10 protein-coding genes and 1 pseudogene are annotated in these 13,645 nt (G+C 75.0%); 6 read left to right on the forward strand and 5 right to left on the reverse strand.

All coding sequences use genetic code 11. The features are described from left to right. The 3 genes and pseudogenes from CCN44_RS16880 to CCN44_RS16890 all read right to left on the reverse strand — a co-directional run. Positions 1–258, reverse strand: a pseudogene (locus CCN44_RS16880) (proteasome subunit beta); the annotation flags it as partial. Positions 259–331: 73 nt separating this feature from the next. After that, positions 332–1,288, reverse strand: a complete 957-nt coding sequence (locus CCN44_RS16885; RefSeq protein ID WP_086698123.1) for a lysylphosphatidylglycerol synthase domain-containing protein — start codon at positions 1,286–1,288, stop codon at positions 332–334. Then, a complete protein-coding gene (locus CCN44_RS16890; protein ID WP_086698124.1) occupies positions 1,285–2,835 on the reverse strand; it encodes a hypothetical protein in 1,551 nt (516 codons plus the stop codon). Before CCN44_RS16890 ends, CCN44_RS16885 begins: the two co-directional genes overlap by 4 nt. A gap of 104 nt (positions 2,836–2,939) precedes the next feature. Here CCN44_RS16890 and CCN44_RS16895 point away from each other — a divergent pair, with 104 nt between their 5' ends. Further along, complete coding sequence (locus tag CCN44_RS16895) at positions 2,940–3,332, forward strand: BlaI/MecI/CopY family transcriptional regulator (RefSeq protein WP_086698125.1); 393 nt, start codon at positions 2,940–2,942, stop codon at positions 3,330–3,332. Positions 3,333–3,526: 194 nt separating this feature from the next. On the opposite strand, the gene CCN44_RS16900 is transcribed toward CCN44_RS16895, so the two are convergent. Both CCN44_RS16900 and CCN44_RS16905 read right to left on the reverse strand, forming a co-directional pair. Further along, positions 3,527–5,881 carry a glycoside hydrolase family 65 protein gene (locus CCN44_RS16900; protein WP_059246878.1) on the reverse strand — a complete coding sequence of 785 codons (2,355 nt, stop codon included), beginning with the start codon at positions 5,879–5,881 and terminating at the stop codon, positions 3,527–3,529. Further along, positions 5,878–6,618 carry an HAD family hydrolase gene (locus CCN44_RS16905; protein WP_086698126.1) on the reverse strand — a complete coding sequence of 247 codons (741 nt, stop codon included), beginning with the start codon at positions 6,616–6,618 and terminating at the stop codon, positions 5,878–5,880. Before CCN44_RS16905 ends, CCN44_RS16900 begins: the two co-directional genes overlap by 4 nt. An 84-nt stretch (positions 6,619–6,702) precedes the next feature. On the opposite strand from CCN44_RS16905, the gene CCN44_RS16910 reads away from it, so the two are divergent. The 5 genes from CCN44_RS16910 to CCN44_RS16930 all read left to right on the forward strand — a co-directional run. After that, on the forward strand, positions 6,703–7,365 hold the full coding sequence (locus tag CCN44_RS16910) for a nucleoside/nucleotide kinase family protein (RefSeq protein ID WP_086698129.1): 663 nt from the start codon (positions 6,703–6,705) through the stop codon (positions 7,363–7,365). Positions 7,366–7,748: 383 nt separating this feature from the next. Continuing rightward, a complete protein-coding gene (locus CCN44_RS16915; protein ID WP_086698127.1) occupies positions 7,749–9,518 on the forward strand; it encodes a phospholipid carrier-dependent glycosyltransferase in 1,770 nt (589 codons plus the stop codon). A gap of 78 nt (positions 9,519–9,596) precedes the next feature. Then, a complete protein-coding gene (locus tag CCN44_RS16920; RefSeq protein WP_059246873.1) occupies positions 9,597–10,514 on the forward strand; it encodes a MurR/RpiR family transcriptional regulator in 918 nt (305 codons plus the stop codon). Between the two features lie 436 nt (positions 10,515–10,950). Next, positions 10,951–11,331, forward strand: a complete 381-nt coding sequence (locus CCN44_RS16925) for a hypothetical protein (RefSeq protein WP_079080807.1) — start codon at positions 10,951–10,953, stop codon at positions 11,329–11,331. 134 nt (positions 11,332–11,465) lie between these two features. After that, positions 11,466–13,645 (forward strand): SpoIIE family protein phosphatase (locus CCN44_RS16930; RefSeq protein WP_086698128.1); only part of this gene is annotated, 2,180 nt, incomplete at its 3' end.

The raw sequence follows: 13,645 nt of genomic DNA on the forward strand, positions 1-13,645 counted from the left end.
CTCCAGGTCGCGCTGGGCGATGAGGTTGCCCATGGTGGCGCGGCGGTCGCCGGCGATCAGCACGCCGTCGCGGTAGGTCAGGGCGAGCACGGTGGTGCCGTGCGGGAACCGGTCGGGCCCCATCCGGACGCCCGGCGGGACCGGGGGTGCGGTGGGCAGCAGCCGGGGGCGGTGCGCGGCCACGAACTCGGTGAAGGACGACGTCCCCGGCGTGAAGAAGGCCACGCTCGGCAGTCCCGCGCTGTCGTACCCCTGCATGACTCCCCCTCCTGTGTCATACGGCAGTACCCGTCTCCTACCTGACCCGGGCGACCGGGAAACTCCCGGGCTCTCACAGGGCTTTGCGGCGCACCAGCACCGCGAGCACCAGCAGGCCGGGCACCAGTGGCAGCCACACGGTCAGCAGCCGGTAGCCGAGCACCGCGGACGCGACGGCGGCGCCGGAGGTGCCGGCGGCGGTGAGGGCGAGGGCCAGCGCGGCGTCCAGCGAGCCGAGACCGCCGGGTGTGGGCAGCAGGGCGGCGGCGCTGCTGGCGGCGAGGTACAACAGGGCCACCTGGAGCGGGGCGAGGGGCAGGGCGACGGCCCGGGTGACGGCGACGAGGACCAGCGCGTGCAGCGCGGCGAAGGCCAGGGAGCCGCCCCACAGGGCCGCCGCGCGGGCCGGGCAGGCGTGCAGCGCGCGGATGTCGGCGAGTACGGCGGTGAGCGCCCGCCGGCAGCGCGGCCACAGGGGGGTGGCGAGCACGGCGGCCCCGAGGACGGCGACGCCCGCCGCGACGGCGACCGCCGTAGGGGGGACGTGCGGCAGGCGCAGCAGCCCCGGGCAGGCCGGGGCGAGCAGCGCGAGCAGCGCGAGCAGCGCGAGGCGGGCGGTGGCGCCCGCGGCGGCCTTCACGGCGAGCGCGCCGGCCGAGCGGCCGGCCGGCAGCCCGCAGCGCATCAGGAAGCGCACGTTCACCGCGCCCGCGCCGAGTCCCGCGGGCAGCAGGTGGTTGGCGGCGGAGGCGGCGAACTGGGCGGCGAGCAGCCGCGGTCCGGGCAGCCGGCGTACGACGGCGCCCTGCTGGGCGAGGGCGGAAGCCGCCCAGGTGCCCAGGGCCGCCGTCGCGCCGAGCAGCAGCCAGCCCTGGTCGGCGACGGCCAGCCGTACGGCCCCGCTCTCGACGGCGGGCCAGTGCCGCCGTGCCAGGTACAGCGCGCCGAGCAGGACGACGAGACCGACACCGGCCTGCCAGCGGGCGTGCCGGCGGCCGACCGGAGCGGCGAGTCCCGCCGGTGCCGTCACGAGCCGGCGCCCGGCACGACGTAGTAGAACCGGACCTCGCCGACGCGTACGGACGCCCAGTCCCGTGCGTACCGGGGCGGTGCGGACCCGGCCCGCACCAGCACGGCGACCGGTGCCCGCCGCGCGGCGCCGACGATGCCGTCCACCGTGATGTTGGCGTTGGGGCCGGTCGTCGCGGCCGAGGCGCACCGGGCGGCGAACGCCACCGGGATGGCCTCGTGGCCGGTGACCAGACAGGGCGGCCGGACACCGCGCCGGTCCAGCTCGGCGGCGGTGCGGGCCCACGCCCGGTGCGCGGCGGTGGTGTTGTCCACCGTATGCACGAGCACGGTGAGCTGCACCGCGAGGTGCCCGGCGAGCCCCGCGCAGACCAGCGCGGTGACGACCGGGCGCCGGATCGGGAACCGGGCCGGGGGCGACGACTGACCCTGACCCTGACCCTGGCTCTGGCTCTGGGCGGCGGTCCGGCGGTGGGGCGGGGCGGAGGGCGTCAGCAGGCGGACGAGTGCGTCGGCGACGGGCAGGGCGAGCAGGGCGTAGGCGGGGAGCAGGAAGCGGGGGGCCGCGTAGCCGATGAGGAACAGGTAGGGGAAGGCGGCGGTCGCCGCGCAGGCGAGCGGGAGCGCCGTGGCCGTCGTACGCCGGGCGCGGACGGCGAGCACCAGGGCGAGCGCGGCGAGCAGGGGCAGCGCGAACCACCAGAGGGTGAGCAGCGGGTTCGGCAGGGGGACGGTGCACGGCCGGCACAGCGTCCGCCCGCCGAGGCTGCGCAGTTGGTCCACGACGGCGAAGTGCCAGCCGAGGCCGCCCTGGATCGCCGAGCCGTCGGACAGCCGGCGCGCCAGCCCGCCGTAGCTCGTGTACGCCTCGATCACCCACTGGGCGGCGCCGGCGGCGAGCCCGGCGAGCAGCACGAGCAGCGTCCGCCGGTGGCGCCGCGCCAGGCCGAGGACGAGCAGGGGCAGGGCCGTCCAGACCGCGTCCACCGGCCGCATCCACGCCATGAGCACCGCGCTGCCCGCCAGGCCCCACAGGGCGCCGCGGTCGGTGGGGGCGCGCAGGAAGCAGGCGACGGCGGCCAGCGCGGCCACGGCGACCCCGTAGTTGGGCATGGCCTGCGGGCCGTAGAACAGGGTCACCCACAGGGAGGCGAACAGGGCGCCGCCGAGGGCGACTACCCGTACCGGGAACAGTCCGCGCCAGGCGCGCAGGGCCAGGAACAGGGCGAGGCCGGAGAGGAGGGCGAGGTAGACCCGCAGCAGGGCCGTGGACGACGACCAGGCCGCGACGGGTGCCACCAGCAGGGAGACGCCCCGGGCGCGGGGTGCGCTGAAGAAGGACGCGGGAGCGTGTCCGCTGACCTGGCTGACGTACACCGTCTCGTCCCAGCCGAGTCCCATGCCGGGCCGTACGAGGAGTAGTTGGGCCAGGGTGAAGCCCGCGGCGACCGCCGCCGGCGGCCAGACGGCGCGCGCCGAACCGGCGGAGCCGCGGCGTCCGCGCTCGCGGCTCGCCGCGTCGAGTGTCGCGTGCGCACTGCCGGCCATGACCACCCCTCCGGTGAACACCGCCAAACTAACGCGAAGCACCCGGCGCTGCCCGGCAGGCAGGGCCATCCGGCCGGTGGCCCTACGCGCTGTAAGGTTGGGGTATGGCTGGCACAGGGTCCCGCGGCAGGGCGGAGCGGCGCGGCGCCGGGGAGCTGGAGAGCGAGGTGCTGGCCGCCCTGTGGGCCACCGAGCGGCCGCTGACCCCGGCGGAGATCCAGCAGGAGATCGGGGGCGGACTCGCGTACAACACGGTCCACACGATCCTCACCCGCCTGCACGACAAGGGGCTGGTGCTGCGGGACGCCGACGGTCGGCGCGGCGCGTACCGGGCGGCCAAGAACGCGGCCGAGCTGACCGCCGCGGCGATGCGCGAGGCCCTGGACCGGGGGCCGGACCCGATCGCCGCGCTGCGGCAGTTCGTGACCGGGCTGAGCGCCGAGGAGGAGCGGGCGCTGCGGGCGCTGCTCGCCGGGGGCGACGGGGGCACGTCGTAGGGGTGGAGCCGTCCGCCGGGTGCGGGCGCGTGGAGGCTGTCCGCGCAGTTCCCCGCGCCCCTCGGCCCGGTCGCGGCCGGACTCCCTGAGGGGCGCGGGCAACTGCGCGACCGATCACGCACCTCCCCCGCCCGGCAGCCGCACCCGCACCCCCGCGGCGGGCTCCCGGGCGCCGCACCGGGCCGCCGCTGCCGTCAGCCGCCGTTCGGCGCGCGGTGCGGCGGCTGTCCGGGGGCGGGACGGCGGATCACCGGCGGTACCGCGCGGACGGCGGGTTCGTCGGTGCCGATCGTCAGGGGCTCGCCGTGGTGGCTGAGCGTCAGCGGCGGCCCGTCCAGGAGTGCGTACGTCACCTTGTCCGCGCCGATGTCGACGCGCAGCCGCCGCCCGCGGAACTGGACGTTGAAGGCGAGGCGGCGCAGCCGCTCGGGCAGGCGGGGCGCGAACCGCAGCCGGTCGCCGTCGCGGCGCATGCCGCCGAAGCCCGCGACCAGCGCCATCCAGGTACCGGCGAGCGAGGCGATGTGCAGCCCGTCACGGGTGTTGTGCTCCAGGTCCTGGAGGTCCATCAGCGCGGCCTCGGTGGTGTAGGCGTAGGCGAGGTCCAGATGCCCGGTCCGGGCGGCGACGACGGCCTGGCAGCAGGCGGACAGGGAGGAGTCGCGGACGGTCAGCGGCTCGTAGTAGGCGAAGTTCCGGGCGATCTGCTCCTCGTCGTACTCCTGCTCGAACCAGTCGCCGCAGGTGTACATGGCCAGCACCAGGTCGGCCTGTTTGACGACCTGTTTGCGGTAGAGGTCGAAGTAGGGGAAGTGCAGCAGCAGCGGGTACTGGTCGGGGCGGGTACCGGCGAAGTCCCAGCGCTGGTAGCGGGTGAAGCCGGCGTGCTGTTCGTGGACACCGAGTTCGTCGTTGTAGGGGATGTGCATGGCGTCGGCGGCGTCCCGCCAGGCCGCGCTCTCCTCCTCGTCCACGCCGAGCCGCCGCGCCTCGCCCGGGTGGCGTTCCACGGCGTCGGCCGCGGCGCGCAGGTTCTGGCGGGCCATCAGGTTGGTGTACGTGTTGTCGTCGGCGACCGCGCTGTACTCGTCGGGGCCGGTGACGCCGTCGAGGTGGAAGACGCCGTGGCTGTCGTGGTGGCCGAGCGACCGCCACAGCCGGGCCGTCTCGACCAGCAGCTCCACGCCGGTCTCCCGTTCGAAGGCGGTGTCGCCGGTGGCCTCGACGTACCGGACGACCGCGTCGGCTATGCCGGCGTTGACGTGGAAGGCGGCGGTGCCGGCCGGCCAGTACGCGGAGCCCTCCGGGCCGGCGATGGTCCGCCAGGGGAACGCGGCCCCGGCGAGCCCGAGCTGGACCGCGCGTTCCCGGGCCTCGTCCAGGGTGTTGTACCGCCAGCGCAGCGCTTCGGCGACGGCCTGGGGCGCGGTGTGGGTGAGCACGGGCAGCACGAACATCTCGGTGTCCCAGAAGGCGTGCCCGTCGTAGCCGGATCCGGTCAGTCCCTTCGCCGGGATGGCGCGCTGCTCGGCGCGGGCCCCGGCCTGCAGCACGTGGAACAGCGCGAACCTGACGGCCTGCTGGATCTCCTCGTCGCCCTCCACCTCGACGTCGGCGCGGGCCCAGAAGTCGTCCAGGCAGGCCCGCTGGTCGGCGAGGAGTCCCTGCCAGCCGTCGTGTCCGGCGGCGGCGAGCGCGGCGTCGACCTGGTCGGCCATCGCGGGCAGCGACCGGGCGCCCGACCAGCCGTGCGCGACCAGTTTCTCCACCCGCAGCGTCTGCCCGGGCTCCAGCACGGAGGTGACGGTCAGCCGGGCGACGTCGATGCCGCTCTCGCTGCGGGTGGTGGTGCGTTCGGGGCCGGTGACGACGTGGTCGGCGGCCACGGCGACCCTGAGGCCGCTGCGCCGGGTGCGGTGCACGAGCCGCAGCCGGCCCTCGGAGGCGAAGCCGTCCTCCTGCTCCAGCGGCGACTTCAGCGCCTTCGCCGCGCGCGGGTCGCCGTCGGGGTCGGGCAGGCTCTCGTTGGCGACCAGTTCCGACTGGATGACCACCCGGCTGCGGCTGCCGACGGCCTCCACCTCGTAGGCCACGGCGGCCACCGCCCGCTGGGTCAGGGACACCAGCCGGGTGGAGCGCACCCGCACCGTCGAGCCGGCCGGGGAGGTCCACTCGCAGGTCCGCTCCAGCACCCCGCGGCGCAGGTCCAGGACGCGTTCATGGGCGACGAGCCGGCCGTAGCGCAGGTCGAACGGCTCGTCGTCCACGAGCAGCCGCAGGATCTTGCCGTTGGTGACGTTGATGACGGTCTGTCCGGACTCCGGGTAGCCGTAGCCGGCCTCCGCGTACGGCAGCGGGTGCACCTCGTGGACGCCGTTGAGGTAGCTGCCGGGCAGCCCGTGCGGTTCGCCCTCGTCGAGGTTGCCGCGCCAGCCGACGTGCCCGTTGGACAGGGCGAACACCGACTCGCTCTGGGCGAGGACGTCGAGATCGAGGGTGGTCTCCCGGACGGTCCACGGCTCGACGGCGTACGACCGGTCGGTGATCACTGCTTGCCTCCGAGTTCGGCGAGGTCCTGCACGACGATGTCGGCGCCGTGCGCGTACAGTGCGTCCCGCTGGCCCGTCCGGTCCACGCCGACGACATACCCGAAGCCTCCGGCGCGGCCCGCGTCCATGCCGGCCAGCGCGTCCTCGAAGACGGCCGCGCGGGACGCCTCGACGCCCAGGTCACGGGCGGCGGCGAGGAAGGTGTCGGGGCGCGGTTTGCCCGGCAGGTTCCGCTCGACGGCCACCACGCCGTCGATGCGTACGTCGAAGAAGTGCTCGGCGCCGACGGAGCGGAGCACGTCCCGGCAGTTGGCGCTGGAGGAGACGATGGCGGTGCGCAGGCCCGCGGCGCGGACCGCGGTCAGATAGCGCAGGGTGCCCTCGTAGGCCTCGACCCCGCCGGTGCGGATTCTCTCCAGCAGCAGCTCGTTCTTGCGGTTGCCCAGGCCGTGCACGGTGCGGGCGTCCGGCGGGTCACCGGGATCGCCCTCGGGCAGCTCGATGCCGCGCGAGGCGAGGAAGGCGCGGACGCCGTCGGCGCGGGGGCGGCCGTCGACGTACTCGTCGTAGTCGGCGACGGCGTCGAACGGCCGTCCCCGCTCGCCCTCGTAGTCGCGCAGGAAGGCGTCGAACGTCTCCTTCCAGGCCGCCGCGTGCACGACGGCCGTCTTGGTGACGACCCCGTCGAGGTCGAAGAGGCAGGCCTGGATGGTGTCGGGCAGACCGAGCTGAGTCATATCCGGACTGTTCCCCGTCCGGAGCGCTCCAGTGAGTGGCGCACACCACATGCCGTGCGGGCGGACGGTGACACACTTTCCGGTGTGCCGCTGACCTTCGACGACCTCCTCGCCCGTGCCCGCGCCCTGCCGCACGGCGGCCGGCGCGCCCTGCTCGGGATCGCGGGCAGCCCCGGTGCGGGCAAGACGACCCTGGCCGAGCGTCTGGTGGACGCCCTGAACGGCGACGGGCCGCCGTGGGCGGCGCATGTACCCATGGACGGCTTCCACCTCGCCGACGCCGAACTGGACCGGCTGGGCCGCCGGGACCGCAAGGGCGCGCCGGACACCTTCGACCCGGGCGGGTACGCGGCGCTGTTGCGGCGGCTGCGCGAGGAGACCGACGAAGTGGTGTACGCGCCGGGGTTCGAGCGGGTGCTGGAGCAGCCGCTCGCGGGCGCGCTGCCGGTGCCGCCGCAGGTCCGGCTGGTGGTGACCGAGGGCAACTACCTGCTGCTGCGGGAGGGTTCGTGGGCGCGGGTGCGACCGTGCCTGGACGAGGTGTGGTTCTGCGAGATCGACGAGGCGGAGCGGATCCGCCGACTGGTGGCCCGGCACGAGGAGTTCGGCAAGGAGCACACGGCGGCCGTGGCCTGGGTGCTGGGCACCGACCAGCGCAACGCCGACCTGGTGGCGTCGACCCGGGAGCGGGCGGACCTGGTGGTCCCGGCCGGCGCGCTGCCCGCTCCGCCGCTCGGGGAGCGGTGACGCGCGGGGTGCGGTGACGGGCGGGGTGCGGTGACGGGCGTTCGTATCCGGGCGCCGGGTGGTTCGACGGTGCCGGCGGTTCGACGGTTCGGCGGTGCTGGCGCTGCGGTTCCGTGGTATCGGCGCTGCCGCTGGAGGACGCACGGCCGCCCGCCGCGGGCGGCACGCCGCCGGCGCCCGGCGCGCCCCGGCCGGCCGGGCGGTTCGAGCGGACCGGGGTGAACCGCGCGGGGCTGCGGGCCGTACCCGTGGACACGGCAGAAGGTCTGTCGGTACGACTCGTGCGGCGGTGACGGCCGCGGCGGCGGGAGCGGTGCCACAGTAGGGCCCATGATCCGGTCCCCGAGCCCTCCCGCCGCCCGGCCGGTGCCGCCGCGGGGCGGATGATGGCGCACGAACAGCACCCGGTCCTCGCACCCGAGGCTCCGGCGGGGCCGCCGCGGCAGCTCCCGGCCGGCCGGTACCCGCGGCTGCGCCGGCTCCGGCGGTGGCTGCCGCCGCTCCTGGTCGTCCTGCTGCTGGGGCAGATGGCCGCGGCGATGGTCACCACGGCCGTCCGGCAGACCCCCACCATCGACGAACCGGTGTACGTCGCGACGGCCACCGACTATCTGCGCGAGCACCGGCTGCGCTACAACCCCGAGCACCCGCCGCTCGGAAAGCTGCTGATCGCGGCGGGGGTGGCGGTGGCGGACCCGCGCTACGACCCGTCGTACCCGGGCAGCCAGGGCGAGGTGGGCCGGCATCTGCTGTACGCCTCCGGCAACGACCCCTGGCGGCTGATGCTGTGGGCGCGGCTGCCGGTGATCGCGCTGACGCTGCTGTGCGGACTGGTCGTGTTCGCGTTCGCCCGGGACCTGGCGGGCACCCTGGGCGGACTGGCCGCGCTCGCCCTGTACGCCTTCTCCCCCGACGTGCTCGCGCACGGCTCGCTGGCCACCCTGGACCTGCCGGCGGCCGGCTTCGTCGTGACGTCGGCCTGGCTCGTCCGGCGGGCCCGGCGCCGCCCCGCCCGGTATCTGCCCCTCGCGGGCGCGGCGCTGGGCGCCGCCGTGGCGACCAAGATGAGCACGCTGCCGGCGGTACCGGTGCTGATGGCCCTGGCGGCGGTCTCCGTCATGGCCGCGCGGCGGTCCGGTACGGCCGCACCAGGGACGGGCGGGGTCCGGCGGCAGCGGCTCGCGGCCTTCCGGGCCGCCCGGGCGGGCGTCCGCCGGCTCGCGCAGCGGCGGGCGGTGGCGGCGCTCGGGGGCGCGGTCGTGGTGGCCGTCATGGCGGTCGTCGTGGTGTGGGCCGCGTATCTCGCCGTCGATCCGCGGCTGCGGTTCGTGCCCGCCGAGCCGGTGCCGGCCGTGCACGGGCTGCGGGGGAGGCTGGTGGAGGCGCTGCCGGTGCCGCCGGCGTACCGGGCGGGGATGCGGGTGCAGTTCGGGCTGGAGGAGCAGCCGTGGGAGGGGTTTCTGTTCGGGCGTCTGTACACCGGTTCGCTCTGGTACTACCTGCCGGCCGCGCTGCTGGTGAAGACCCCGCTCGGGCTGCTGGCGCTGGGCGCGGCCGGTGCCGTCGCGGTCGTGGCGCGGCGCCGGCTGCGGCCCGCGGCGCCGTATCTGCTGCTGCCGCCTGCGGTGCTGCTGGCGGCGGCGATGACGGGATCGCGGGACTTCGGCACCCGGTACGCGCTGTTCGTCCCGGTGTTCCTCGCGGTGGCCGCGGCGTGCCTGCGCGCGCTGCGGTGGCGGTGGGGCGGGCTGGTCACCGGCGCGCTGGTGCTGTGCGCGGCGGTGAGTTCGGTGCGGACGTTCCCGTACTACCTGCCGTACGCGAACGAGGCGTTCGGCGGGCCGGCGCGCACCCACCTGCTGCTGCACGACTCGAACGTGGACTGGGGACAGGACCTGGGCCGGCTCGCCGACCGGTTGCGGGAGCGGTACCCCGGCGAGCGGGTGTGGCTGGTGTACAAGGGCAGCGGGGTGCCGTCGTACTACGGCATCCGCGCCGCCGATCCGCGCACAGTGCCGCCGGACCGGGTGCACGGGCTGCTGGTGGTGTCGGACTCCGCCGTCGCCAAGGCGCGCGGACGGCTCGCCGAACTGATCGCGAGCAGCCGGCCCGTCGACACGGTCGGCCATTCCATCAGCCTGTACCGGCGCTGATCGTGGTGCCTCAACCCCCTGGTCACGGCGGTCGGTGAGCTATGTTGAGTGCTCGTGGCAGACAAAGGAAGCCGACCGGTGCCCTCGCCGCAGCAGGCACGCGCACAGGCATCAGCGATCACGTCGGGCAAGACGGGGCCCGAGGCCGAGGCCGCCCCGACCTCCCGGCTGCGGGAACTCTTCGACGGCCCGCGTCTGTCGCCGGGGCAGCGGCGCATCGCCCAGTACCTGATCGAGCACATCACCGAGGCCGCGTTCCTGTCGATCACCGAGCTGGCCGACCGGGTGGGAGTCAGCCAGCCCTCGGTCACCCGTTTCGCCGCCGCCGTCGGCTTCAGCGGCTACCCGGCGCTGCGCGAGAAGCTCCAGTCGATCGCGCTGAGCAGCCTGGCCGGCGGACCGGGCGAGGAGAACCGGGCCAACGAGTTGCAGGCGGCCGTCGACGCCGAGATCGCGAACCTGGAGAACCTGCGGCGCGACTTCGCCGACCCCGACCGGGTCATCCACGTCGGCCGCGAGCTGTCCCGCTCCACCCCGCTGACCGTGCTGGGCCTGCGTATCTCGGTCTCGCTCGCCGAGTACTTCGGCTACGCCGCCCGCCGCATCCACCCGGACGTGCGGCTGGTGACCCGCGGCGGCAGCGTGGCCTACGACGCGCTGCTGCAGTCCCGCGAGGCGGGCGGCAGCTGGGTGCTGGCCTTCGCCATGCCCCGGCACTCCCAGGAGACGCTCCAGGCGGTGCGGGTGGCGCGCGGCGCGGGTCTGAAGGTCGCGCTGGTGACCGACCTGGCGCTCGGACCGCTGGCCGACGAGGCGGACATCACCTTCGCCACCGGCACCGGTTCCCGGCTGGTGTTCGACTCCTACGCCGCGGCCGGTGTGCTGGCCGCGGCGCTGCTGCAGGCCATGACGGACGCCGATCCGGAGCGCACCCAGGCCCGGCTGGAGAAGTACGAACAGCTCTCCGAGCAGCACCAGTTCTTCCTCAAGGACTGACCCCTGGCCTCCTTCGCGGACCATGCCGCGGCGCGGGCGGCCGATCCTTCCGCCCGCGCCGGGCATCCGTGAAGATCTTGCGGTCTCACACCCCCTGGACGGGGATGATTCACCGCATATCGCGCATGAATGTTTTCATGCGTCTTGCAAACCTCTCGGTATATATAAATACTGCTCGGCGGACGCACCCCTCACACACCGCCCCGAGAAAGCCGACGGACCGCCCATGCGCACGCACCACCGCACGCAGCGCCGGTTCCCCGCGCCCGGGGCTCCCGCACGGACACTCCGCGCCGCCGACCCCTACCCACGTCGGCATCCGGGGTGTACCGGGGCGCGTCGTCTGCGCGACGCGCCCGTGGCGGCCCCGGTCATCCCCTAGGCCGGGGCCGCCCCGAACCCGTCGATCTCCCCACGACGCCGCACACCGGAAGCGATGATCATGCCCCTGACCAGCACGCGCATCAGCCCCGACTGGCCCTGTCAGGTCAAGACGCCGGGCTCGTACGACTGGGAGCGCTCGGCGGCCAAGTGGCTGCGCGACCTGATCCCCGCGCGCTACGCCAGCTATCCGGCGCTCATCCGGCACCCGATCCTGCTCGCCCGGCACGCGCAGATCCAGGTACAGCAGGAGATCCGGGTCGCGCGGACCGCCCTGCAGACCGCGCGTGCCGAACTGCCGGTGCTCGGTCTGCCCGAATCGGTGATCGAGCACACGATCAAGCTGTACGCGGCGGAGGTCCTGCAACTGCAGCACATCGCGCGCAGCGTGCGCGCGGTCAGCGAGGCCCTGGCCGGTCGCGGCACCGGTCGCTGACCCTCTCCGACCTGCACCGATCCCCCGACGGGGAGCTTGTCGGACGGTCATATGAGTCCGGACCCGGCAGACGAGTGATCGAGCGGGCCCAGGTGTGCAATGCTCAACGCGTGACGAGCGAGCCTCTGCCTCCGGTGGATCCCGGCACCAACGCCGACCTGGCGGCGCTGGTGAAGGTCGTGGCCCGGCAGCGCGCGGAGATGGCACGGCTGCGGGACCTGGCGGCGACCTCGGCGGTCCTGGAGCGGGCCAAGGGCGTGCTGATGGCCGTCACCGGCTGTACGCCGAGCGCGGCCCACGAGGAACTGGCCCGGCGCGCCCGGGACGGCAACCGCACCCTCCTCGAACAGTGCTGGCTCACCCTGGGCACCCTGCCGCCCGGACAGGAGCCCGCCGGCCCGCCGGCACCACCGCCCGCCGTAGGCTCCGGCGGGAGCGCGCCCGCCGGCAGCACGGACCTGGCGGAGGTGCTGGGCCGCGTCGGCCGTGACCTGGTGCGGGTCGGCTCGCCGCACGAACTGGCCGGCCGCCTGCTGGACCACCTGGCTCCCCAGGCGGGCGCCGACGCGGTGATGCTGTACGAGCGGCTGCCCGAGGGCGGGCTGAGGCTCATCGGGTACGCCGGGCTCGACCCGACCCTGGCCGCCCAGTGGCGCCAGGTCCCCCCGCTGGCCGGCATCCCCGCGCTGGACGCCCTGCGGTCCGGGGAGCCCTGCTGGCTGGAGGACATCGCCACGGACCGCACCCGGTACCTGCTCATCGGAGACCCCCCGGAGCGGTGGCTGAGCCGGGCCTGGCTGCCCATGCCGGCCGGGGACGCCTCACACGTCGCCCTCGGGGTGCTGCGCCGGCGCAGCGGGCCGTTCGAGCCGCGCGAGCGGGAGCTGCTGCGGGCCGCCGCCCGGCTGTGCGCGGGCCGGCTGCGGGCCTTCGACGACCCTCCGGCCGGCGCACCCGGGGGCGTCGCCCAGACCGTGCAGGCGCTGTTCGACGCACTGCCGGGCGCGGCCATCCTGCTGAGCCCGCTGCGCTCCCCCACCGGCGAGGTGGAGGACTACCGCATCGACGCCGCCACCCCGGAGGCGGTCGACGTGTTCGGCCGGACCGGCCGGGACATGGTCGGCAGGCACATCCTGGAGAGCTACCCGTCGGTCGCGGGCGAACCGCTGTGGCAGGGCTACCTGCAGGCCCTCGAAACCGGAGTCCCCTTCGAGGGCGAGCCGTTCGCCTACCAGGACGTGGTCGGCGAGATGCCCGTGACCGCCACCTACACGGTGCGGGCGGCCCCGCTGGGCGAGGGCCTGGTGGTGACCTGGCTGCGGCACGCCCCGATGGACCGGCAGGAGCAGCGCCTCGCCGATGTGCAACGGCTCGGCAACCTCGGCTGGGCGAACTGGAACCTGATCACCCAGGAGACGTCCTGGGCCACGCAGACGTACGCCGTGCTCGGCCTGACTCCCGGACAGGAGCCGGTACGGCTGGAGGGGCTGCCCGGTCTGGCCCTCCCGGAGGACACCGGGTCGCTGGCCCACGCGATCGACGAACTCGTCTCCCAGGGCCGGCCGTTCGACGTGCCGTTCCGGATCGAGACGCCCGCGGGCGTCCGGCATCTGCGGATGGTCGCGGAGGCCGTGACGGCGCCCGACGGCACCCCGGTCGAGGTGCACGGCTTCGTCCAGGACCTCACCGCGCAGCGCAGCGCGGAACTCGCGCTGGTCGAGAGCGAACGCGCGATGCTGCTGCAACGCGGCATCCTCCAGGCCGAGCGGGCCCTGGCGGCCCGGCTGCAGCACGCCCTGCTGCCGCTGCCCAGCAAGCCGGTGCGGCTGGCCGGGCTGCGCGTCGAGGTCGCCTACCTGCCCGCGCAGTCCGGCATCCACGTCGGCGGCGACTGGTTCAGCGCCATCGAACTGCCCGACTCCGACGCGCTGTTCGTGGTCGGCGACGTGGCGGGCCACGGCATCGACGCCGTGGCCACCATGGCCCAGCTCAGATTCACCGCGAAGGGCATGGTCAGCACCGGCTCCTCGCTCACCGGGGCGCTGGCGCGGCTCAACCAGCTGCTGCTGCACTCCCGCGACAGCCAGATCACCGCCACCATGGTGCTGGCCCGCTACGACCCCGACCGGCAGGTCCTGGCCTGGGCGCAGGCCGGACACCCGCCGCCGCTGCTGGTGCGCCGGGGCGAGGTCCGCTTCCTCGACCGGCCCGGCGGCATGCTGCTCGGCGCGATGGCCGCCCCCGCCTTCGAATCGCTGGACCTGCGGCTGGAACCCGGGGACCGGCTGCTGCTCTACACCGACGGCCTGGTCGA

It is taken from the genome of Streptomyces tricolor, assembly GCF_002155905.1.
Lineage (GTDB): Bacteria > Actinomycetota > Actinomycetes > Streptomycetales > Streptomycetaceae > Streptomyces > Streptomyces tricolor.

What these genes read in the sequence shown, in the direction of transcription:
- CCN44_RS16890 (WP_086698124.1), bottom strand. Translation starts at nt 2,835, where the DNA reads ATGGCCGGCAGTGCGCACGCGACACTCGACGCGGCGAGCCGCGAGCGC.
- CCN44_RS16895 (WP_086698125.1), top strand. Translation starts at nt 2,940, where the DNA reads ATGGCTGGCACAGGGTCCCGCGGCAGGGCGGAGCGGCGCGGCGCCGGG.
- CCN44_RS16915 (WP_086698127.1), top strand. Translation starts at nt 7,749, where the DNA reads ATGATGGCGCACGAACAGCACCCGGTCCTCGCACCCGAGGCTCCGGCG.
- CCN44_RS16905 (WP_086698126.1), bottom strand. Translation starts at nt 6,618, where the DNA reads ATGACTCAGCTCGGTCTGCCCGACACCATCCAGGCCTGCCTCTTCGAC.
- CCN44_RS16925 (WP_079080807.1), top strand. Translation starts at nt 10,951, where the DNA reads ATGATCATGCCCCTGACCAGCACGCGCATCAGCCCCGACTGGCCCTGT.